We start from the raw sequence: 24,637 nt of genomic DNA, 5'->3' as shown, positions 1-24,637 counted from the left end.
TTTGCTTTAAAGCGTGGTAAATTGTGCCGAAGTATTAATAAATGGAGAGTTTGATTGGAATTTTTATATGAATACGGGTTGTTTTTTGCAAAGACCCTGACATTTGTCATCGCAATTGCAGTGATTGTTGCCATTATCATGGGCGCAGCAGTGAAACCAAAAGCGAAGAAAGGGGAGATAACAATTGATGATTTAAGTGAGCAACTTGATGATCTAAAACAAAGCTTTATCGAAAATACCCTTTCTAAAAAAGAGCTCAAGGCTCATCAAAAACAGCAAAAAACTGAGGCTAAAAAACAGCAAAACGACGAGCCTAAATCGCGTTTATATGTTATTGATTTCAATGGCAGTGTTGATGCCCATGAAGTCGAAAGTCTTCGCGAAGAAATTACCGCTATTTTAACCATTGCTGACAAAGAAAAAGACCGCGTACTGGTTCGCCTTGAAAGTGGTGGTGGTGTGGTGCACGGCTATGGCCTTGCTGCCTCTCAACTGCAACGCTTACGTAATGCTGGCATTCATTTAACGGTAGCTATTGATAAAGTAGCAGCAAGTGGCGGCTATATGATGGCCTGTGTGGCCAATGAGATTGTTGCAGCACCTTTTGCCATTGTTGGCTCGATAGGTGTTATTGCGCAAATTCCTAACTTTAATAAAATCTTGAAAAAGAATGATGTTGATTTTGAGCAAATCACCGCAGGTGAATACAAGCGTACGCTAACTATCTTTGGTGAAAATACCGATAAAGGTCGTGAAAAATTCAAAGAAGAAATTGAACAAACCCACGGTTTATTTAAAACCTTTGTGAGTGAGCAGCGTCCATCTCTAGATATTGATACTGTTGCAACCGGTGAACATTGGTTTGCTACTCAAGCGTTCGATAAAGGTTTAGTTGATAAGATTGATACAAGTGATGATATCTTATTGAGCCAAGCTAAAGAACGTCAAATCTTTAAAGTAAAATACCGTGTTAAGAAGAATTTAAGCGATAAGCTCGCCGTCGGATTAAGTTCAGGGGTAAGTAAAGCGGGAGTGACTTTAATGTCTCGTTTAAAAGGCTTAAACCCTTAAATTTAAAAACATGAAAGTAGTATAAAAAACCCGCTTATTATTTAGCGGGTTTTTTTATGAGTTAATTAGTGTGAAATTAATTAATAGATTTATGGTAATCTTCTAAATCTTTAGCGGCATTTGGGTCGTTAAATACGTCCTCATCAAACTCACCTTCAGATTTTGCAACCACACAGGTCACCATGCAGTCACCGGTCACGTTAACAGCGGTTCGCGTCATATCAAGTAAGCGGTCGACACCAATGATGATAGCAATACCTTCTACAGGCAATCCAACTTGATTTAATACCATAGCTAACATAATAAGGCCTACACCCGGAACACCAGCAGTACCTACAGAAGCAAGGGTTGCGGTTAAAATAACCATCAGATAATCAGAAATCGTTAAATCTACTGCAAAAACTTGCGAAATAAAAACAGTCGCAACGCCTTGCATAATCGCCGTACCATCCATGTTGATGGTTGCGCCAAGGGGCACGGTAAAAGAAGCAACAGAGTTATGAGCACCTAACTTTTTATTTGCTGTTTCAAGGGTAATAGGCATAGTTGCGCTTGAGCTTGATGTACTAAATGCAAATAAACAGGCATTTTTCATTTTCTTTAGAAATGTAATAGGGTTTAGACCTGTAAACAGCTTAAGTAACAGGCTGTAATTCACAAAACCGTGAAATAATAAAGCAAAAACAACGACACCAAAATATAAGGCCAAGCTAGTGATAAGCTTTAAGTCAATGGTTGTAAATAATTTTGCCATTAAGAAAAATACACCATACGGTGCAATATTCATAAGCAGTGTTACAAGCTTTAAAATTACGGTATTTAAATCTTCAAAAACACTGGCCACTCGTTTACCTGCTTTTCCACTGAGTGCCATCGCAACACCAAATAACAAGGCAAAAACGATAACTTGGAGCATGTTGCCACTTGCCATTGCATCAATAGGGTTTGTTGGGAACATACCAATAATGACTTGCGCAAGGGTGGGAGCTTCTTTCGCACTATAGTTAGCATCTGAAGGTAAATTGATTCCCTCACCTGGATTCACTAATAACGCCAAGGTGATAGCAACAGTAATGGCGATTGCCGTTGTCGCTAAATAAAGCAAAATAGACTTACCACCTAGTCGACCTAACTTTTTTGGGTCGCTCAAGCTACAAGTTCCACAAACAAGTGATACAAATACTAAAGGCACCACAAGCATTTTTAAGCTTGCAATGAATATTTGCCCGCCAACATGGAAAATACCATCAACAAAAAAAGCTTTAATAGGTAAAGAGAATAACCCTAATGGAATAAGGAAATCGTCTTCACCCGCTAAAATGGCTTGAAAGATAAAACCAACAACTACACCAAGTACCATACCAACCATGATACGAGATGTAAGGCTTAAAGACCGTACTTTTGACATACACCTAATCTATCTTGTTATAAATTTTGTCATAGACTACCAGCATAAGGATTTTTATACAGAAAAATTCGATAAATAATTAAATTAATTCGTTAAGAAATGAATAAAAAAATGATTATTTTCGGACTGATTTTAGGTTAATATTAGGTAAATAATAAAACAAAGTTTGAAATAGCTAACTAGGGAGAGGTCAATGCCTTTATTTCGATGGCTAAGTGTAATAGTTTTCAGCTCATTATTAGCTGCATGTGGTGGCGGTGGCTCACTGGAAAGTGATGGTGGTTCGCTTGATGGTGGGGATGATTCAACAGCTGAAGCTAGTTATGAAATTGCAGTACAAGGTTTTTCGCTGTCATCTGGTGAACAAGATAATCAGGTAACAGCTGACTCTCCGTTAACAATATCTGCTACATTAACAAATAATGATGAAGCTGTTGCTGGGGTTGTTATTAACTTTAGCTTAAACGGCGATATTGGTCTTTTAGATCCAGTATCTGGAACTGATCTAACAGATAGCAATGGTGTTGCTTCTATTAAACTTACGGCAGGTGATACTGCTGGCGCTGGCATAGTAACTGCTACCTACGCTCTTGATGGAGATACCTATAGCGACACATTTGGTTTCACATCGGATGGTTCAGAATCAGATGATTCAAGTGTGAGTGGCAGCGTCACATTAAACCTCGCTATTACAGACACTTCTGGAGCACCGTTTACTGTTGATAACCCTGTAAGCAAAGATAATAAAGGTACAGTCACAGCAACTTTGCTTGATGAAGAGACGCCCCTTGCAGGTCAACTTATTTCATTTAGCACTAATTTTACAGGTAAAATTACGCCTGTTTTAGGAACCGCTCTAACAGATTCAAATGGTGAAGCTTCTGTAACACTGAGCAGTGGTGATGCGAAAGGGGCAGGTCAAGTTGTAGCAACCTATACAGATGAAAGCGGTAATGCAGTCACTAAAATTGCTGGCTTTATTTCTAATGGTGATGAAGCCCCTGATGATGCTATACAGTATTCGGTTACAGCTTCTCTTTTAACTGGTTGTGTCCCTTCTTGGGATGACAATAGAAGTAACGTAAAACTAGACCCGACCTCAATAGCATCAGGCTGTAGCATAACTAACTCGGTATCGAGTGCTGAACTTGCTGATTTATTTATTGAAGTAACAAATCAGCAAAGTGGTGACGCTGTTGCTAATGCACTAGTAGAAGTAACAACTGATCTAGGGACAGTCCTTCCATCATCAGGTCGAGCGTTGACTGATAGCTTTGGTGTTGCACTATTGAAAATCCAACCTGGTAACACTGGCGGTGCAGGAACAATTACAGTATCTGCTTTAGATGAACAAATTAGCACTAACTTTGCAGTAGGTATCGCAGATTTAATTCTAGAAGTGGACAACGGCCTAAATGTTGACTCAAATGGTGATGTAATTCCTCTTAAAGCTGGAGGAAGTACAATTATTGAGGTCACTTTAAAGGACGAAGAAGGGAATTTATATACCACACCAACAGATGTAGAATTTAGTTCAACATGTGTTGATAACAATAATTCAAGTATTGATGCCTCTGTAAAATCATCAAGCGGTATAGCTAGTTCTACCTATAGAGCCAATGGTTGCGGAATTGATGATGTTGTTAATATTACAGTCGAAACGGGCGGAAAGAACTTTACTGCTTCAACGATCATCCCTGTTGAAGTTTCAGCAGTACAATCAATTCAGTTTATCGACGTCTCAGAACCGGTAATTGCTCTTCCTCCAGGTGAAGGTGGCTTACCTACACAGTCTGTCGTTCGCTTTAGATTATTAGATGCCGACGGCATTGTATCGCCACAGCAGCGAATTGATTTTAAGTTAACAGACTCAACTGGTTTAGCTGGTTTGACTCAACGTACAGCGAATACAGACAATGATGGTGTTGTGCAAACTACGGTCACTTCAGGTATTGTGCCTGGTCCTCTTGTAGTTAAGGCTTGTTTTGTATCAAAAACAGATGTTGCTGCATTACCAGAAGGTGATGATTTATCATGTTGGACAGATGAGGTGCAGTTGTGTGCAGATGAACCAGCAAATGACATTTGTCCTGAAGGAACGCTTCACCTCGTACCACTAGCAGAGCAAATCAATGCAGTATCATCGCAACTTGCATTATATTCAGGCATTACGGATCAAAATAGTTTCGATTTAAGCCCTCAAGTTTTTAACCCTAATGCACTGAATTACAATGGAATTACTAATAGTCTTACGGTTTATTTTGGTGACCAATTTAATCAATTTAATAGTAATGGTGTCGAATCAACAGTTTTGACAGAGTCAGGCGTTGTAGGTCCACAAAGTAATGAAGCGGTGTGTCGTACTACTGACGCGTCATGTGTAGTAACGTGGCGTTCACAAGGTGAGCGACCGTTCTATGATTACAAGTGGGGTAATAGAATTGGTGAAATCGATGGTAACTCTGCAACTACCGAAGGTATAAACCCTAAGACGGGTGATGTTAACTGCGATCCTTATTTTGAAACTGCAGCGCCTTGTATCGGGACATTAGTTCGCGCTAAAAACGATCCTAATGGTGTTATACGAGGCGGAAGAACAAGTATTATTGCTGTTGCAAAAGGTCAAGAAAGCTTTGTCGATGAAGAGTCATCAGATGGCATAACTAGGCGCAATGGTTTATTCGATATTGGCGAATATTACACATTATATGACTTACCAGAAGCGTTTAATGATCATAATGAAAATAGCACTTTTGACAAGGCGAACTGCAGTGATGCAGATAGTGATAGTTACGATCCGAACACAGATCAATGTTCTGAATTAAACTCGCGTGGTGGTCATAACGAAACATGGCGTGATCTTAATAATAATGGAATTTATGACGGTGCAGATGGTTTGTATAATGGCTTATTGTGTAGTGAAGCTGCCTTTAATGCAGGCCAGTGTACCCGTGATTTAATTGAAGTTCGTAAGCAAATTGAAGTTGTCATGTCTGGTGATGATCCATATGTTCGCTTTGCTGTATTAAAATCCAATGAAGTAGTATCTGCTCCATATGAGGTTTTAGTGCCTGCTGATTGTTCGAGCACAATAGCTGGTGTATTTGAGGTATCTGATAATGTGTTGTGGTGCGATGTCGCCTCTATTGATTTATCTGAAGTATCTCGTGCTAACCCAGACTATGATGCAACAGACCCCAATGAAACAGATCCTGAGACCTTAGAAGTGGGTTTATCTAGTATCAATGTACGTATTTTTTATAGTGATGAGTTTGGTAATCCACTTCCTGCTGGAACTGAAGTGTCGCTAACGGCCGATAATGGAGATTTTTCTATAATTGAGCATGAGGAAACGATTCCGAGCACAAATCGTGACTCAACAATGTATTCTGATGTTCGAATTGCTAGGGAGTCTGATGGTAACCAAGATCAAGATGGTGTGCTAACTATAACTTTCCAATTTGAAAATCAGCTTGGCGGAACTAAAACGGTGAGCCGATCGATTTCAATAATCGATGATAAATAAAGTTAAATCTTAAAAAATGCCAACCAGAAGGTTGGCATTTTTGTTGCTGTTCTATATATTCCCCTTGAAATTACCTTAAAACACCACATTGACTAAATTAGCAACAAAAATTGTTTAATTATTCAGTCAATGAAGAAAAGTTTCTATTAAAAGCTTGTAACAATTGGTGTTTGTAGATATACCTATAAATATTCGTGCTCCAATGATAAAAATCATACTTATTTGTTTAATGTGATTGATATACATTTATAAGGGCAAAAAACTTTTAAAATACTCGGTCAGAAATAGGCAACTATGGGCAAATCACTTGTAATTGTAGAGTCTCCTGCAAAGGCAAAAACAATTAATAAATACTTAGGTAACGATTTCATCGTAAAGTCCAGTGTTGGGCATGTGCGTGATCTACCAACTTCAGGTTCAGGCAAAACAAAAACTGCAGCGACGAAAACCCCTGCTGAAGTTCGAAAAATGTCGCCAGAAGAAAAAGCTGCCTATAAAAAGCAACGCGACTATAAAAATTTAGTTGCTCGTATGGGTATTGACCCTGAAAAAGGCTGGGAGCCACATTACGAAGTCTTACCGGGCAAAGAGAAAGTTGTTCAAGAATTAAAGAAACTTGCTGAAAACGCCGATAAAATCTATCTCGCAACCGATTTGGATAGAGAAGGGGAAGCGATTGCATGGCACCTCGAACAAATTATTGGTGGCGAGCCTGAAAAATATAAGCGAGTTGTTTTTAATGAAATTACTAAAAATGCGATTCAGCAGGCATTTGAAACACCCGGTGAACTAAACACTGACATGGTTTATGCGCAACAAGCGCGTCGTTTTCTTGACCGAGTCGTGGGTTTTATGGTGTCGCCATTACTGTGGGCTAAAGTAGCACGTGGCTTATCAGCCGGTCGTGTGCAATCTGTTGCAGTACGTTTACTTGTTGAACGTGAACGCGAAATCAAAGCATTTATCCCCGAAGAGTTTTGGGATATCCACGCTGATGTTAAAAATACAGAAGCTGCTTTACGCTTAGAAGTTACTAAACACGCTGACAAGCCTTTTAAGCCAGTTAATGAAGAGCAGGCGATGTCTGCTGTTAGTGAACTCGAAAAAGCTGACTACAAAGTCATTAGCGTTGAAGAAAAGCCTAGCAAGAGTAAACCGAGCGCACCTTTTATTACTTCAACCATGCAACAGGCTGCCAGTACGCGCTTAGGTTATGGTGTTAAGAAAACCATGATGCTTGCTCAGCGCTTATATGAAGCGGGTCACATTACCTATATGCGTACCGACTCAACTAACTTATCGAAAGATGCAGTTGAAATGTGTCGTGATTACGTGACAGAACAATTTGGTGAAAAATATTTACCGAAAGCACCGATTAGTTATAGCTCTAAAGGCAATGCACAAGAGGCACACGAAGCGATCCGTCCTTCTAGTGTTACCGTACTATCTGGTCATTTAGACGGTGTTGAAGCAGATGCTAAAAAGCTTTACGAATTAATTTGGCGCCAGTTTGTTGCCTGTCAAATGGTTCCTGCAGAATACGATTTAACAACCTTAACAGTGGGTGCTGGCGAATATCAGTTAAAAGCTAAAGGTCGCGTTCTTCGCTTTGATGGTTGGACAAAAGTCCAACCGGCTGTTCGTAAAAAGAATGAAGAAGATCAATCACTGCCAGCAGTTAAAGAAGGTGATGTGTTAACGCTTGTTGAGCTAGATCCTAAACAACATTTTACAAAGCCACCTGCACGCTTTAGTGAAGCGAGCCTAGTTAAAGAATTAGAAAAGCGTGGCATTGGTCGTCCATCTACTTATGCATCTATCATCTCTACGATTCAAGATCGTGGTTATGTGCGTGTTGAAAATCGCCGCTTCTTCGCTGAAAAAATGGGCGAGATAGTTACAGACCGCTTAGTTGAGAACTTCGAAGATCTGATGAACTTTGACTTTACCGCTAAGATGGAAGGCCGTCTCGATGATATCGCAGAGGGTGAGCGTGTTTGGACACAAGTACTTGATAGATTTTACGCAGACTTTTCAACACAGCTTGAAATTGCCTCAGGTGACGAAGAGCAGGGTGGCATGCGTCAAAACCAAATGGTCGAAACTGATATTGATTGCCCTACGTGTGGTCGTAAGATGGGGATTCGTACCGCATCAACGGGTGTATTTTTAGGTTGTACTGGTTACAACTTGCCACCTAAAGAGCGCTGTACTACAACCATGAATTTGGTATCAGGCGATGAAGCTATTGCTGCGGATGTCGAAGACGTAGAAACTGAATCTCTAATGCAAATGAAGCGTTGCCCAATTTGTGAAACGGCAATGGATTCATACTTAATTGACGAAACACGTAAGTTACATGTGTGTGGTAACAACCCGGCATGTAAGGGTTATATCGTTGAGCAAGGCACCTTTAAAATTAAAGGCTACGACGGCCCTATTATCGAATGTGATAAATGTGGCTCAGACATGCAGTTAAAATCTGGTCGTTTTGGTAAGTACTTCGGTTGTAGTAATGAAGAGTGTAAAAATACACGTAAGTTACTCAAAAATGGTGAAGCTGCGCCACCAAAAGAAGATCCAGTTCACTTACCTGAACTTGAATGTGAAAAGTCAGAAGCTTATTTTGTACTGCGTGATGGTGCATCAGGTATTTTCTTAGCGGCTAATACTTTCCCTAAATCACGTGAAACGCGTGCGCCTAAAGTGGAAGAATTAAAGCGTTTTAGAGATCGTATTTCTGAAAAGTTTTATTACCTTGCTGACGCACCTACACAAGATCCTGATGGAAATCCTTCAGTCGTTCGCTACAGCCGCAAAAATAAAGAGCAGTATGTAATGAGTGAAGTAGATGGCAAAGCCACAGGTTGGACCGCCCACTACCAAAATGGTAAATGGGTAGAAGAAAGTAAAAAGAAAGCGCCTGCTAAGAAAAAAACAGCAGCCAAAAAATAAATCGCCAGATTAAATAATAGAAGTCGCGGCGTAATGTCGCGCAAACTTATTGTTAATTTGAGATGGAAATAAAAAACCGGAACGCACATCATTGTGTCATTCCGGTTTTTTCATATTCTAAGTAGACGTAAAATTAGATTTGTACGTCTTTTACTTTTTTATAGCCTTCAGCTTCAAGCTCATCGTTTACACATTTTAATACGTATGGCTTTAATTCTTCGTTGCTGATGTCATCATCTTTTGCCCAGTTTAAACACATTTCAGTGTATTCTTTGATCATTTCAGCTGATGCTTCAGGTGCTTCGTTAGCGATTGCATTCGTTGCTGACACGCTTAAAACAGGTGCCAAAATTAGTGCTAGCAATGCTTTTTTCATTTAATTATTCCTAATCAAAAAATTAATTATCACTGGCTAAATGCACAGTAATGGTGCGCAATGTGTATGTCACTTTGCTTGAGTGAATTTATAAACTAAATTTCAAAAAAAGATAACGAAATTTTTTTATCGTAAAGATAAGCAAAAAATAACCACTATTTTGCCTCTAATGCTGGTAATCGTAAGGTCAAAACACGTATTATCGCGCTAATTTTAAAAGAAAAGTGAACTAACTTATGTCTGAACAAGGGACTCATTCAAAAACAAAGAAAGTACCAACCAAACTAGAACAAGTTGTAGAGAGTTTTATTTTTCGCTCGCGTTGGTTACTAGCGCCATTCTTTATTGGCTTATTAGTCGCTGTGGTATTACTGCTGCTAAAGTTCTTTAAATATTTATACAGCATGGCTTTAAATACGTTCACTGCGTCAAACCAAGAGCTTTTGGTAGGTATTTTGACTTTAGTTGACACTGCGCTACTAGCTGGGCTTTTGCTTATTATTATTTTTAGTGGTTATGAAAACTTTGTTTCAAAATTAAATATAGAAAACCATGAAGATAGACCAGTTTGGATGGGCAAGGTTGGTTTCTCTGGCCTTAAGATGAAGTTGATTAGTGCAATTGTTGCAATCTCGGCTGTGGAGCTTTTAAAGGTATTTATTAGCTCAAACAACCATTCAACAGATGAGTTACTCTGGAAGGTGTTAATTCATGTCACGTTTGTGGTGTCGGGGGTGTTGTTTGCTCTTACAGATTACATTAATAGTAAAACCATGAACCACTAATACCACGAAATAAAAAAGCCCTGCAATTGCAGGGCTTGGTGTTTAACAACTGATTATTAATTCAGGGTTGCGTAAAAGCAACCAAACCCGGGCAGAGTGACTGTATTATTGTTTAATTCAGCTGTGTGATGAGAGATCTCTGTATGCAGTGAAGACACAGTATCAGAGATTGTCAGTTCGCTACTTTTTGCACCTAAGTTGAATGCACAAAGCATTTTAGTGTCGTTAAGCGTTCTATAAAAAGCAAGCACAGGCTCTTGTGTTTCGATAAATTCAATGTCGCCTTCAAGCAGTACGTTCTTATCTTTACGCCATGCCATAAATTCACGATACGCATTCAAAATTGAATCTTTATCTTGATCTTGCGTGTTTACCGCAACTGATTTGTGTGCATTGCCTACAGGTAACCAAGGTTTTACTGTAGAGAAACCAGCTTGCTCAGCATCTGCTGCATCCCATGGCATTGGTGTACGACAACCATCACGGCCTTTAAAGTTTGGCCAGAATGTAATGCCGTATGGGTCTTGTAAGTCTTCAAATGCGACTTCAGCTTCACCTAAACCAAGCTCTTCACCTTGGTACATACACACGCTGCCACGTAAAGACGCTAACAGGGCAGTAAGCATTTTACATTGCTGCGGATTGATAATGTTATCTTTACTCCAGCGGCTAGCAACGCGTTCTACATCATGGTTACTAAATGCCCAACATGGCCAGCCTTCGGTCATACGCTGCTCAAGAGTACTCACTGTTGTACGAATATATTCAGCGCTATAGTCGTTAGTCAGTAGCTCAAAGCTATAACCCATATGAAGTTTGTCACCACCTGATGTGTATTCAGCCATGGTTGCGAGTGAATCTTCAGATGAGATTTCGCCTAATGCAACGGTACCAGGGTACTTGTTTAGTAGGGCACGAATGTCCTGCATAAAAGTCAGGTTTTCAGGTTGTGTATTATTGTAGTAGTGATATTGGAAAGCGTACGGGTTGTCTTCGCTAAAACCACGACCTTGACGTTTTTCTGGTGGCTTAGCCGGGTTGTCACGTAATTGCGCATCGTGATAGCAAAAGTTAATTGCATCTAAGCGGAAACCATCAACGCCTTTCTTCAGCCAAAACTCAACATTGTCTAATACTGCTTTGCGTACTTCAGGGTTATGGAAGTTTAAATCAGGTTGTTCAGTCAAAAAGTTATGTAAATAATATTGACCACGACGCGGTTCCCACTGCCATGCAGGACCACCAAAAATAGATAACCAGTTATTTGGTTGTGTACCGTCAGGTTTGGCATCTGCCCACACGTACCAATCTGCTTTATCGTTGATCTTATCTTCACGGCTATCAAGGAACCATTGATGTTGATCTGAGGTATGGCTCAATACCTGATCAATAATGATCTTAATATCACGTTGGTGAGCTTGTGCAATGAGTTCATCAAAATCATCAAGGTTACCAAACAATGGGTCGATATCACGATAGTCACTGATGTCATAACCAAAGTCTTTCATTGGTGATTTAAAGAAAGGTGAAACCCAAATAGCATCAACACCTAGGCTTTTAATATAATCAATGCGATCAATGATACCTTTGATATCACCAATGCCATCGCCATTGGTGTCTTGGAAACTGCGCGGATACACTTGATAAATAACCGCACCTTTATACCACTGCTTTTGAGCCATGTTTTTCTCCATCGTGACACTCAGAGTGTGTAAACTATAAGGCAACCATTAGTCGTATATGTTGCCGGAATGTCAAAAGCATACGTGAAGGGTGTGATACTGTAAAAACTCTGCATACGTATGCACGCCAAATTCACCTCTGTCCTCAGTAAAACCTATTAACTTGATTTAAAATTGAGCAGCATAAATTTAGCGCCGTAAAATTTACCAATTAGTAAAGTAATTGTCTTATTCCAACTCAAAACGCCAGCGTGGTGCATAATATAGCTGGCTTACACCAGAATGGTGCAATGTGATTATTGGTAAGACCAATTATCATTGATTTATGTGCGTTCCTATTATTATTGCGTTAAGTCACCATTTAAGCGGGATAAATGGCCTAGTACCTATTTCTGTAACCAAATTGGGGGCGAAAATATAGCGAAAATGTTTCATTACTATTAATTTACACAATAAAATTGATAAATCATTTATATTCAATCGGTTATGGGGTGTACTTGTAAAGATGGTGTTAATATTTGTAATGATGAGCTACGCTGAATACGTATGCATAAATTTGTTAAGAAAATAACCAGGGCGTTAATATTCAATTCGACAACAAAATCAGTCAGCGAATAACAGCTATTATGTTCATGAATAACTGCAACACGTTGACATTACAATTTGGGTAATGGGAAAACATCATGTCTATGTTCAAACCAAGTATATTAACTCTGGCTTTAACAGCCGCAGGTTTAAATAGCTTTGTAGTGTATGCTGCAGAAGAAGACCAAAAAACAAAAAACGACAACGTTGAAGTTATCGAAGTAAAAGGTTTTCGTGGCAGTGTTGTAGAATCTATTAATACTAAACGCTTCACTCCTGAAGTTGTTGAATCAATCTCAGCTGAAGATATCGGTAAATTACCTGATTCATCAATTGCAGAATCAATTGCACGCCTTCCTGGTTTAACAGCACAACGTCTAGACGGTCGAGCTAGTCGTGTAAGTGTTCGTGGTTTCAGTGAAAACGAAAGTGCAACAACATTCAACGGTCGTGAGCAAGTTTCAATCGGCGACAACCGTGGCGTTGAATTTGACCTTTACCCATCAGAAATTATGAGTGGCGTAACGGTATACAAAACCCCAAGCGCAGGTATTGAAGCAGAAGGTATCGCTGGTGTTATCGACATGCAAACTGTTAAACCTTTAAGCAAAGGTGAGCAAGTTATCATGTTCAATGGCCAGTACGAACAAACGGGTTTTGATAAATTAAACCCAGACGGTGACGATCAAGGTTTCCGTGGTACGTTCTCATATATTGATCAATTTGCTGATGACACCATCGGTGTTGCATTTGCTTATAACACGATGAGCTCTCCGAATCAGGAAAAACGTTGGAACTCTTGGGGTTACCCTGAGTTTACAGGTGAAGATGGTAATACGTACTCAATCTTAGGTGGTGCTAAGCCATTCGTACGTTCATCAACGCTTGAACGTGATACAGCCATGCTTGTTATTGAAGCTGCGCCGACTGAACGCCTGAACATGACCTTTGATGCTTTATATGTAGATTTCTCTGATGAGAAAATCTTACGTGGTATCGAAGTGCCATTTGCATGGGGCCAAGGTTCAATTGACCCAAGTTCAGCTGTTGTTGACGCAGATTCTGGTTTCATCACAAGCGCAGTAACAGAAGGCCAACGTGTTGTTGTTCGTAATGACTACGAAGAGCGTAACGCGGAGCTAACTCAGTTTGGTTTTAATGCAAAATACGACATCAGCGATGATTGGTCAGTAGAATTTGATGTAAGCCGCTCTGAAGTTGAGCGTCAAATCTGGAGTATCGAAAGCTACTCAGGTACAGGTCGTGGTGATGCAAATGGTGTTGCTGATACGATTGGTTATGAGTTTGACGGTGGTAACACAGGCGCACAATTCAGCCATAACCTTGATTACAGCGATTATGACTTAATTCAACTTGGTGGCCCATTATCTTGGGGTGCAAGTGCTGCACTTAACGATAAGTACGGTCTAACTGATACTGCTTATCAAAATACTGCGCAAGATGGTTTCATCAATGCGCCAGAAATCAATGATGAACTAAGCACATTGAAACTTGCGGCTAGCAAAGTACTTGATAACGCGTACATCAGCCGTGTGTCATTTGGTATGTCTTACCGCGACCGTGAAAAGAGCAAAGTGTCTGAAGGTTACTTCATGACATTAAAAGACTTCTCTTTATCAAACCCGGGTATGTTATCAATCCCAGAGCAATACCGTTTAGGGTCAGCTAGCCTTGATTTCATTGGCATGGGCAACATGGTTGCTTACGATACCAACGGTCTAGTGAATGATGGTTACTATAGCCTGCTTCAAGAAAGCTTAACTGATTCAAAACACAAGACACAGTCTTGGACAGTTCAAGAAGAAGTAACAGCGTTCTTTGCTCAAGCTGACATTAATGCAGAGCTGGGCTCTATCCCTGTAACAGGTAACGTTGGTGTGCGTTATGTGAAAACTGAACAGTCTTCACAAGGCTTCGCAGCTAACACTGTGGATGGTTTAGTTGTTGTATCACCAACAGATGTAAACCATGACTACAGCCACTTCTTGCCAAGCATCAACTTATCATTTGCAATTGATGAAGAGCAAACAGTACGTTTTGGTGCCGCGAAAACCATTTCTCGTGCTCGCTTAGACGAAATGAACGCGTCAGTTAACGCTACTTACAATCAACAACCAGATGAAAACGGTAACTATTGGAGTGTATCAGGTGGTAACCCTGAGCTTGAGCCAAAAGAAGCAACTGGTTTTGATTTAAGCTACGAAAACTACTTCCATGAAGAAGGTTACTTCGCTGCAGCTGTATTCTATAAAGATATCACTCAGTGGATTTTCGATGGTACTTATGAAATCGACATGAGCGGTGTAGCTGATCCGTCTACTGGTGAAATTCCTGCGACTTCAACTGGCACAGGTTCAGGTAAAGTGAACGGTGGTTCTGGTGACCTATGGGGTTATGAGCTTTCATTAACTCTACCATTCACTATGTTCAGCGAGTCACTTGATGGTTTTGGTTTAATCGCAAGCCATACAGGTGTTGAGCAAGACTTAACTGACCAAAATGGTAACGATTATGAGCTACCTGGTTTATCTGACCAAATCGATAGTTTAACAGTTTACTTTGAGCGTAACGGTTTCCAAGCGCGTACTAGCATGCGTAAGCGTAGCGACTTTAAAGGTGACGTATACGGTTTAGGTTTTGCGACTACACAAGTTGACATTAAAGGCGAAACAATTTGGGATGCTCAAGTTGGTTATGACTTTAGCGAAGGCGGTGTAGAGAGCCTTGACGGTTTATCTGTCACTTTCCAAGTACAGAACATCACAGAAGAGCCGTTCACGTCACTACAAGGTGATAACTCACTTCAAGTACGTGACTACCAAGACTACGGTCGTACATTCCTGTTAGGCTTCAGCTACAAGCTGTAATTAGCTAAAACAGCGATAGAAAATTGCCCTTGTGATTTGTTTTACAAGGGCTTTTTTATATCAGTGAGCTACACTCAATGAATAGAAATTGGCGTTAGGTGTACTATGGAAACAAAAAAAATAACCAAGGTCGTGATTGCCGGTGGTGGCACAGCAGGGTGGATAACCGCTGCATTACTTAATAAAGTGCTGGGCAAAGTGCTTGATATCACCCTGATAGAGTCAGCAGAGATTGGCACTGTGGGTGTAGGCGAAGCGAGTATTCCACCTATTTTGCATCTAAATGGTGCGCTTGGCATTTCTGAAAAAGAATTTATTAAAGCCACTGGCGCAACGATTAAGCTCGGTATTGAGTTTGAAAATTGGCGCAGTCAAGATCACAGCTACATGCATGCCTTTGGTGAAATAGGTAAAGATTTTCCGTTTTGTGAGTTTTATCATTTTTGGCTAAAAGCAAATCAAACACAAAACGCGCCTGACTTTTGGGATTTTTCACTTAACTACCAAGCAGCAAAAGCGCATAAATTTGCTCACCTTAAGCACATTCCTAACACTCAGTTGGCGGGCTTACATTATGCCTATCATTTTGATGCCACTCGATACGGCGAATTCTTAAAAGAGTTGGCGCAATCACGGGGCGTTAAACGCATTGAAGGCAAAATTGAATCGGTTAATCAATGCCATCAAAGCGGGCATGTTCGTTCTTTGTTACTTAAAAATGGCGAGCAAATTGATGGCGACTTATTTATTGATTGCACCGGTTTGCGTGCTTTATTAATAGAGCAAACACTTAATACCGGCTTTGAAGATTGGTCGCATTGGTTACCGTGTGATAGCGCGATTGCGGTGCAAAGTGAATCAGCTTCGGATGCAATTCCTTATACACGTTCAATTGCAAGAGACTCAGGCTGGCAGTGGCAAATACCATTACAGCATCGAGTAGGCAACGGGCTTGTGTATTCTTCTCGTTTCTTATCAGACGAAGCGGCAAAACAACAGCTCTTGGATAATTTACCTGCCAAACCACTGACAGAGCCGCGTGTTATTAAGTTTAAAACAGGCCGTCGTTTAAAGCAGTGGCATAAAAATGTGGTATCGGTCGGCTTATCAAGCGGCTTTTTAGAGCCATTAGAATCGACCAGTATTCATTTAATTCAAAGTGCAGCCATTCGTTTAATTAAGTTTTTTCCTCATCAAGGTATTAAACAAAGCCTTGTAGATGAATTTAATCAACAAAGTAAAACAGAATTTGAGCGAATTCGTGATTTTATTATTCTTCATTACAAGCTTACTGAGCGTGATGACAGTGCGTTTTGGCGTTTTTGTAAAGGCATGGATATTCCATGCAGTCTCAGAAAGAAAATTGAGCTATTTAAAACCAGCGGCAAGCTAATTAGAGAAGACGATGAGCTCTTTGCCGAAATCGCATGGCAGCAAGTAATGATAGGGCAAGGGCTTATTGCAGAGGATCACCATCCTTTAACAGATGCGTTATCTGATGAGCAATTAAATGAGTTATTTAGCAATTTAAAAACCTTGATTAATAGCACTGTCGAGCAGTTGCCGACCCACAATCAATTCTTAGAAAAAGTACAAAATTAATTATGAAAAAAACACAAACATTTTTAGCGTTAACAACCGCATTTACACTTTTTAACTCAACAGCAAGTTTTGCAATTACTGCGTCACCAGAAAACTGGTGGGTAGGGATGCAAAACGACTCATTACAAGTCATGCTTTACGATAACAATATTGCTAACAAAGCGTGGCAAATGGTGCCTTACAAAGGCGTTGAGTTTAAAGGGGTGACAACAACAAATAACCCTAACTACGCGTTTTTAGATTTAACCATCAGCGAGAATGCAAAGGCGGGAACACTGACTTTTAAAGCTGAAGACGGCACCACCTTTACTTATCCGTTAAATGACCGTGATAAGCAAAGTGCCAATCGTCATGGCTTTACAAATAGAGACACGCTTTATTTAATAAACCCTGATCGCTTTGTAAATGGTGACCCAAGTAACGATAGTGTTGCAGGTATGCAGGAGGCTGCAAACCCAAGCTTTAAAGGTGGCCGACATGGCGGTGATATTCAAGGTGTTATCAATAGCCTAGATTACCTTGAGGACCTCGGTGTAACGCAACTTTGGTTAACACCGGTGCTTGAAAATGACATGCCAAGTTATTCTTATCATGGTTATGCTATTACTGATTTTTACAAAGTTGATCCGCGTATGGGCAGTAATGCGCTTTATAAAACCTTATCGGCAGAAGCGAAAGAGCATGGTATCGGCTTAGTGATGGACATGGTACTTAACCACTTTGGTTCATCGCATCAGTGGATGAGTGACATGCCAACGGCAGATTGGGTTAACTTTGATGGCAAGTTTGAAAACGGTAAAAATGCCACTAGTCACGCCAGACAAACAATTCAAGACCCTCATGCGAGCCAATACGACAAACGTCAATTTAATGATGGTTGGTTTGTTGAGACGATGCCTGATTTAAATCAGCGCCAGCCGTTACTATCAACGTATTTAATTCAAAATGCCATTTGGTGGATTGAATACGCCAACTTAAGCGGCATTCGTGTTGATACCTATTCATACTCAGATAAAGCATTTTTAGCCGATTGGACTAAAGCGATAATGACCGAATACCCAAACTTTAATATTGTTGGTGAAGAGTGGACAACCAACCCAGCAATTGCATCTTATTGGCAGCGTGGCAAAGTCAATCAAGATGGTTATACCTCTGAGTTACCAAGTGTAATGGATTTTTCATTACAAGAGGCGTTGATCCAAGCACTTAACGAAGAAGAAAGCTGGAATACAGGTTGGGTTAAAGTGTATCAATCACTGGCGAATGACTTTTTATATGCTGATACAGATAACATTTTAGTCTTTGCAGATAACCATGACATGAGCCGTGTTTACACTGAGCTGGGTCAAGACCTAGCAAAAACTAAATTAGCCATGACGCTGTTATTAACAACTCGTGGTATTCCACAAATTTATTACGGCACTGAGCTGCTGCTCGATAACACGCCAAGCAATGACCACGGTGATATTCGCATTGATTTCCCGGGTGGGTTTAAAGGTCAAAAAGCGAATGCCTTCACAGGTAAGGGGCTTTCAGCTGATCAGCAAGAGATGTTAGCTAGCATGAAAAAACTGCTTAAGCTTCGTCAAGAAAAACCAGCGTTAAGCGAAGGTCGTTTAATGCATTTTTCACCCAAGCAAGGCGTTTACAGCTATGTGAGAGAGCACAATGGCCAAACTGTATTGGTTGTTCTTAACAAAAACCAACAAGCTATTGATTGGGATTTAAGCTACATGCAAGAAGTGCTAAAAGGCAATAATAAAGGACGCGATTTAATCAGCGAAGAGCGTGTTGATCTTGCTGCGCCAATCCGCTTAAAAGCTATGCAAGCACGCTTAATAGAGCTTGAATAATTGCAACTAATAGGCTGAATACGTATGCATTTACTGTCCGTATGCAGCCCTTAACATTAGTATGAACTGATATTTACAGAAAAATGAAGTAATGATGACAACATACAAACTAACTGCGTTAGTAGTGGCTTCGGTTTTAGGTTTAACTGCCTGTGGTAACGATGCGCCAGTACAGCAGAACACGCAACAGCAGCAATCAGAATCTAGCCAAGCAGCTATCTCTAAGCCTGTGGTCTACCAAGTATTCACTCGATTATTTGGTAACACTAACACCACCAATAAACCATGGGGCACATTAGAAGAAAATGGGGTAGGTAAATTCGCTGATTTTAATAATGCTGCATTACAAGGTATTAAAGAGCTAGGAACAACACATGTTTGGTACACTGGTGTACCGCGTCATGCTTTAGTAACTGACTATACCGAATACGGTTTGTCACAAGATGATCCTGATGTTGTAAAAGGCCGTGCAGGCTCGCCTTATGCAGTGAAAGATTATTACGATGTTAATCCTGATTTAGCAATTAACCCTGAGCGCCGCTTAGAAGAGTTTGTCGAGCTAATCAATCGCACTCATAAGCACGGTATGAAAGTGGTTATTGATATTGTGCCAAACCACGTAGCGCGTAACTATGAGTCGGTCGCAAAGCCTGAAGGCGTTAAGGATTTTGGTGCTGAAGATGACACGACGAAAACCTATGCTCGCGATAATAACTTTTATTATGTAACAGGGCAGTCATTTCAAGTGCCAACAAGCGATAGCTACCAAGTGTTAGGTGGTAACCCGCATCCTCTTGCTGATAATCAATTTGCCGAAACCCCAGCAAAATGGACAGGTAATGGGGCCCGTGCCGCTAAACCCGACATCAATGATTGGTACGAAACAGTTAAAATCAATTACGGTGTGAAACCAGATGGTAGCTACGACTTCCCGACGCTACCGGATGATTACGCTGATAAAGATTACCGTGCGCACTACGCATTTTGGCAAGATAAAGACCTACCAAATAGCTGGTATAAATTCCGCGATATCGCGCTTTATTGGTTAGATAAAGGTGTTGATGGTTTCCGTTATGATATGGCCGAGATGGTGCCTGTTGAGTTTTGGAGCTTTTTAAATTCATCAATCAAGATGCAAAAAAGCGATGCCTTTATTTTGGCTGAGGTATATAACCCAACGCTTTACCGCCCATATATCCAACAAGGTAAGATGGATTACCTTTACGACAAAGTCGGTTTTTACGACACGGTTAAAGCTGTGATGCAAGGCAAGCAATCAGCGGATACTATTTTCGATATCCAAAGCCAAGTGGCGGATATTGAAGAGCATATGCTGCACTTCTTAGAAAACCATGATGAGCAACGTATTGCTAGCCCAGATTTCGCTGGTAGTAGTGAAAAAGGTAAGCCAGCGATGGTGGTATCTACATTGATGTCGCGCTCGCCAACATTACTTTATTTTGGTCAAGCTGTCGGTGAAGATGGCTCTGAGGACGGCGGTTTTGGCGACCCAACGCGTACCAGCATTTTCGATTATATGGGTGTACCTGCGCATCAAGCATGGATGAATAATGGTAAATTCGATGGCGGTGCGCTTTCAAAGCAGCAAGCTGATCTTCGCGCTTACTACACCAAGTTAATGTCGTTAAACACACTGCCTGCCATTGTTGGTGGTGACATGCAAGCGGTTGAATTGACTGGCTCAGAACAAGTCATTGCTTTTACGCGCAAGCTAGGTCAACAACTAGTGCTTGTAGTAAGTAACTTTTCAGAAAACCCACAAAATGTTGAGCTTACTCTTAACCAAACGTTGTTACCTAAGCTTAATCACAGTGGCTTAACGTTAATTGATAACCTAGAAAATCATGCCGACATTGTGATTTCTGAGGCAGCTACGAATGCGCCAATTCAACTACAGCTGAATGGCTTAAGCAGTGCAGTATTTACCTTAAAGGCTGACTATGAATAATAACAAACCAACGCTGAGCTTTTGGCAAATATGGAATATGTGTTTTGGATTCCTTGGTATCCAATTTGGCTTCGCATTACAAAACGGTAATGTAAGCCGTATTTTTCAAACTTTAGGTGCCAATGTTGATGATATTCCAATCCTTTGGGTTGCAGCACCATTAACAGGTCTAATTGTACAACCGATCATCGGTTACTGGAGCGATAAAACTTGGAATAAGTTAGGTCGTCGTCGTCCGTTCTTTTTCTATGGGGCTATTTTAACGACGTTATCGTTATTCATCATGCCTAACTCACCAAGCCTTTGGATTGCGGCGGGTATGTTATGGATCATGGATGCGTCAATTAACGTGACTATGGAGCCATTCCGCGCCCTTGTTAGTGATAACCTACCGAAAAAACAACGTGCAACTGGTTATGCGATGCAAAGCTTCTTCATTGGTGTTGGTGCGGTTGTTGCGTCTGCATTACCTTGGATGATGACTAACTGGTTCGATATTGCTAATACGGCACCTGCTGGGCAAATTCCAGATTCTGTAAAATTTTCGTTTTACTTTGGTGCAGTAGTTTTATTAGTTGCTGTGTTTTGGACTGTATTTACCACGAAAGAATATTCACCAGAAGAACTTGAAAGCTTTCATGAACAAGAGCAAAGCGATGACTCGAGTGATGTTCAAAGTGATGTAAACTTTAACAAAGGCGCTGCAATCTTTACGGTTCTTGGCCTTGTAGTACTTGGTATTGTAACGGGTCTATCGCTTGAAAAAGAGCTTTATTTACTCGCTGGTGGTTTGATTAGCTTTGGTGTTATTCAATTTATTGCTGGTGCTTTAAAGGCTAAAAACGCAACCAGTGGTGGCTTTTATCAAGTTGTGAATGATGTATTCACTATGCCAGAAACGATGAAACAATTGGCTTGGGTACAATTTTTTAGCTGGTTCTCATTGTTTGCAATGTGGATTTACACCACGTCGGCAGTAACTAGCTTCCACTACGGCAGCAGTGATACAAGCTCTCTTGCCTACAATAACGGTGCGGATTGGGTTGGTGTATTATTTGCCGCTTACAATGGTTTTGCTGCCATTGCTGCACTGTGTATTCCGATTATCGTTAAAAAAGTAGGGCTAAAAATGGCCCATGCTCTCAACCTAGTGTTAGGTGGATTGGGTCTGGTCAGCTTCATTATTATCAAAGATCCAAGTTTACTGATCTGGCCAATGATTGGAGTAGGGTTTGCTTGGGCGTCAATTCTCTCTTTACCATACGCAATGTTAAGTACCTCAGTACCAAGTAAAAAAATGGGTGTGTACATGGGTATTTTTAACTTCTTTATTGTTATTCCGCAGCTGTTAGCGGCAAGCGTATTAGGCCTAATTTTACGTCACTTTTTTGATAATCAACCGATTTATGCGTTAGTGCTAGGTGCAGTGTCATTCGTACTAGCAGCAATAGCTGTACTGCGCGTTAAGCAACAATAATAAGGACACACAATGAAAAAATTTAATCTTATTACAGCAAGCTTGTTAGCGTTAGGTTTAACAGCTTGTAGTTCAGAGCAATCAGTTAATACAGCCGCTGAGCAAGTGTCGGCGCCTGGCGCACCGGGCGTTGAGCCTTTTTGGGCATACTCAGGTAAAACGGGTATTGGTACCTCTTACGAGCAATACCAAGACGGCCACTATAGCGACGCAGCTGCTACTGGCAAAGTATCAAAAGTTTGGTTTTCAATCGCGAAAGGCATGATCACAGAAACCATGTTTGGTTTAATTCACCAAGCGCAAATCAAAGATATGCAGTTTGTTGTAGTCGGTAAAGACTTTACCGTTACAGAGAACGATGATCTCGATGTGAGCATTGATTATTTATACAAAGACGACGCAGGTCGCCCATTATCGCTTGCTTACAAAGTGGTAAGTAAAGATAAGCAAGGTCGTTTCACCTTAGAAAAACATATCTTTACAGATCCAAACGGCCAAACTTTGTTTGTTCGTAGCGTATTTAATACCGACCTTGAAGGTGTTAAAGCCTACGTTAATGTGAATCCTTACATCGATAACAACGGCTTAGACGATTTCGCAAAAGTGACTGATAAGGGCCTAGTTGCTTGGCAAGATGATAACTTTTTATCTTTACAAGCCGCTCAACCATTTAAGCAAACAAGCGTTGGCTTTACAGGTGTTAGTGATGGCTTAAAAGAGTTAAAAGCATCGCAATCACTCTCAACGACCTACCAAAATACCGGTGATAAGTCGGGTAATGTAAGCTTACTTGCAGAGCTTGGTGAAGTATCAAAAAACACCACCTTTGATTTAGCGTTAAGTTTTGGTAACTCTGAAGCTGCAAGCTTAAAAGAAGGTCAAGCAAGTTTAAATCAAGGTTACCAAAAAGTACTTGCAGCATATAACGGTGAGGGTGCTGCAATTGGTTGGCAAGACTACTTAGCAAGCCTTGAACCTTTGAGCACATTAACTAACAGCACCGCAGATAATGGTAAATTGCTTTATACCAGCGCCATGGTGTTGAAAGCACAAGAAGATAAAACCCATGCTGGTGCTTTAATTGCGTCACTGTCTAACCCGTGGGGTGAAACAGTATCAGCTAAAACAGGTTCTACCGGTTATAAAGCGGTTTGGGTACGTGATTTCTATCAAGTCGCAATGGCATTTATGGCCATGGGTGATACACGTACCGCTAAAACAGCATTTGAATATCTAGAAAAAGTACAAGTAACAGATAACACGCCAGGCAATGGTGGTGACACAGGTTGGTTTTTACAAAAGACGCACGTTGATGGTGAGCTTGAGTGGGTAGGTGTTCAGCTTGACCAAACAGCAATGCCAATTATGTTAGCGTGGAAACTACATCAAGCAGGCGTACTTAGCGATCAAGAGCTCACAGATTGGTATGGCAAAATGTTAAAGCCAGCGGCTGATTTCTTGGTTGATGGTGGCCTTGCGAAAATTCTTTGGAATGACACGCAAATCACACCGCCAGCAACGCAACAAGAGCGTTGGGAAGAACAAAATGGTTTCTCTCCATCAACAACTGCAGCGGTTGTTGCAGGCTTAGTCACGGCTGCTGATATTGCTAAAAAAGCAGGTGACACAAAAAATGCAGAGCGTTACCTAGCAACGGCTAAAACCTACAACAGTGAAATTGAAAGCACCATGTTTACGACTCAAGGTAACCTTAAGTCTGAAAATAGCGATGGTGAATATTTCATTCGTATTGGTCAAGACAAAGATCCAAACTCATCAACCACGCTTAATGCCAATAACGGTCGTGAAGGCTTTGATAAAAAGCAAATCCTTGATGGTGGTTTCTTAGAGCTTGTACGTTATGGTGTTCGTGATGCACTTGCGCCAAGCATTGTAAAAACATTACCAGAATACGATGACGAAACCTTAGTCGATAATCTGCAAGTGCGTTACACCTTTAATTTTGCTGATGGCTCAGGGTCATTCCCTGGTTACCGTCGCTATGGTAACGATGGTTACGGTGAAGATGAAGTGACAGGTAACAACTATGCCGAAGGTGGTAACAACACCCCTGGTCAACGTGGTCGTGTATGGCCGTTTTTCACAGGTGAACGTGGTCACTATGAAATCGCTGCGGCAAACGCAACTAATAGCCTTGATGCGATGATGCAACAAGCGATTAAAGACACCTATGTAAAAGGTATGGAAGCATTTGCCAATGAAGGCATGATGCTACCTGAGCAAGTTTGGGATGGTGTTGGCAATAATAAAGCAGGCTATCAGTTAGGTGAGGGGACAAACTCAGCGACACCACTTGCTTGGACTCATGCAGAATATATCAAGTTACTCCGTTCAGTGAGTGATAAACATGTATGGGATCATTACCCAGTGGTTGAAAAAGCCCTCAAGTAATACCTTATTAATAAGCCGCAATTCATTTGCGGCTTTTTAGTTTAAATT

At 40.7% G+C, this 24,637-nt stretch carries 13 protein-coding genes; 10 read left to right on the top strand and 3 right to left on the bottom strand.

Annotation, left to right across the window (positions count from 1 at the left end; genetic code table 11):
- The first annotated feature begins 54 nt into the window (after positions 1-54).
- The gene (gene sohB / locus BIZ38_RS00675; RefSeq protein ID WP_138600541.1) at positions 55-1,071 is read left to right on the top strand and encodes a protease SohB; all 1,017 of its coding nucleotides are present in this window, start codon (positions 55-57) and stop codon (positions 1,069-1,071) included.
- Between the two features lie 76 nt (positions 1,072-1,147).
- On the opposite strand, the gene BIZ38_RS00670 is transcribed toward sohB, so the two are convergent.
- A complete protein-coding gene (locus BIZ38_RS00670; RefSeq protein WP_054551461.1) occupies positions 1,148-2,479 on the bottom strand; it encodes a dicarboxylate/amino acid:cation symporter in 1,332 nt (443 codons plus the stop codon).
- A 193-nt stretch (positions 2,480-2,672) separates the two neighbouring features.
- Between BIZ38_RS00670 and BIZ38_RS00665 the strand changes: the two genes are divergently transcribed.
- Entirely contained in the window at positions 2,673-6,005 is a 3,333-nt protein-coding gene (locus tag BIZ38_RS00665; RefSeq protein ID WP_187489283.1) for a hypothetical protein, read from the top strand.
- A 294-nt stretch (positions 6,006-6,299) separates the two neighbouring features.
- Positions 6,300-8,960, top strand: a complete 2,661-nt coding sequence (gene topA, locus BIZ38_RS00660; RefSeq protein ID WP_138615908.1) for a type I DNA topoisomerase — start codon at positions 6,300-6,302, stop codon at positions 8,958-8,960.
- Positions 8,961-9,093: 133 nt separating this feature from the next.
- Here the strand turns inward: topA and BIZ38_RS00655 are convergent, their stop codons facing one another.
- Complete coding sequence (locus BIZ38_RS00655) at positions 9,094-9,336, bottom strand: hypothetical protein (protein ID WP_054551458.1); 243 nt, start codon at positions 9,334-9,336, stop codon at positions 9,094-9,096.
- Between the two features lie 236 nt (positions 9,337-9,572).
- On the opposite strand from BIZ38_RS00655, the gene BIZ38_RS00650 reads away from it, so the two are divergent.
- Positions 9,573-10,121, top strand: coding sequence for a TIGR00645 family protein (locus BIZ38_RS00650; protein WP_054551457.1), 549 nt, complete (start codon positions 9,573-9,575; stop codon positions 10,119-10,121).
- Between the two features lie 56 nt (positions 10,122-10,177).
- Here the strand turns inward: BIZ38_RS00650 and BIZ38_RS00645 are convergent, their stop codons facing one another.
- Positions 10,178-11,803 (bottom strand): alpha-glucosidase family protein, encoded by a 1,626-nt coding sequence (locus tag BIZ38_RS00645; protein WP_187489282.1) that lies wholly within the window; start codon positions 11,801-11,803, stop codon positions 10,178-10,180.
- Between the two features lie 683 nt (positions 11,804-12,486).
- Here BIZ38_RS00645 and BIZ38_RS00640 point away from each other — a divergent pair.
- The 6 genes from BIZ38_RS00640 (at position 12,487) to BIZ38_RS00615 (ending at position 24,589) form a co-directional block, all read left to right on the top strand.
- Positions 12,487-15,276: a TonB-dependent receptor gene (locus tag BIZ38_RS00640; RefSeq protein WP_187489281.1), complete on the top strand. Its 2,790-nt coding sequence runs from the start codon at positions 12,487-12,489 to the stop codon at positions 15,274-15,276.
- A gap of 105 nt (positions 15,277-15,381) precedes the next feature.
- The gene (locus BIZ38_RS00635) at positions 15,382-16,878 is read left to right on the top strand and encodes a tryptophan halogenase family protein (RefSeq protein ID WP_187489280.1); all 1,497 of its coding nucleotides are present in this window, start codon (positions 15,382-15,384) and stop codon (positions 16,876-16,878) included.
- 2 nt (positions 16,879-16,880) lie between these two features.
- Positions 16,881-18,731 (top strand): glycoside hydrolase family 13 protein, encoded by a 1,851-nt coding sequence (locus tag BIZ38_RS00630; protein ID WP_054551453.1) that lies wholly within the window; start codon positions 16,881-16,883, stop codon positions 18,729-18,731.
- Between the two features lie 94 nt (positions 18,732-18,825).
- Positions 18,826-20,700, top strand: coding sequence for an alpha-amylase family glycosyl hydrolase (locus tag BIZ38_RS00625; protein WP_410445776.1), 1,875 nt, complete (start codon positions 18,826-18,828; stop codon positions 20,698-20,700).
- Complete coding sequence (locus tag BIZ38_RS00620; protein ID WP_187489278.1) at positions 20,693-22,177, top strand: MFS transporter; 1,485 nt, start codon at positions 20,693-20,695, stop codon at positions 22,175-22,177. Before BIZ38_RS00625 ends, BIZ38_RS00620 begins: the two co-directional genes overlap by 8 nt.
- A 12-nt stretch (positions 22,178-22,189) precedes the next feature.
- Positions 22,190-24,589: a glucan 1,4-alpha-glucosidase gene (locus tag BIZ38_RS00615; protein ID WP_187489277.1), complete on the top strand. Its 2,400-nt coding sequence runs from the start codon at positions 22,190-22,192 to the stop codon at positions 24,587-24,589.
- Positions 24,590-24,637: the final 48 nt, after the last annotated feature.

Origin of the sequence: Pseudoalteromonas sp. BZK2, from assembly GCF_014349195.1 — a bacterium.
GTDB lineage: Bacteria > Pseudomonadota > Gammaproteobacteria > Enterobacterales > Alteromonadaceae > Pseudoalteromonas > Pseudoalteromonas simplex.
The sequence above is the reverse complement of the archived record's forward strand: the minus strand, read 5'-3'. Positions and strand labels throughout refer to the sequence as shown.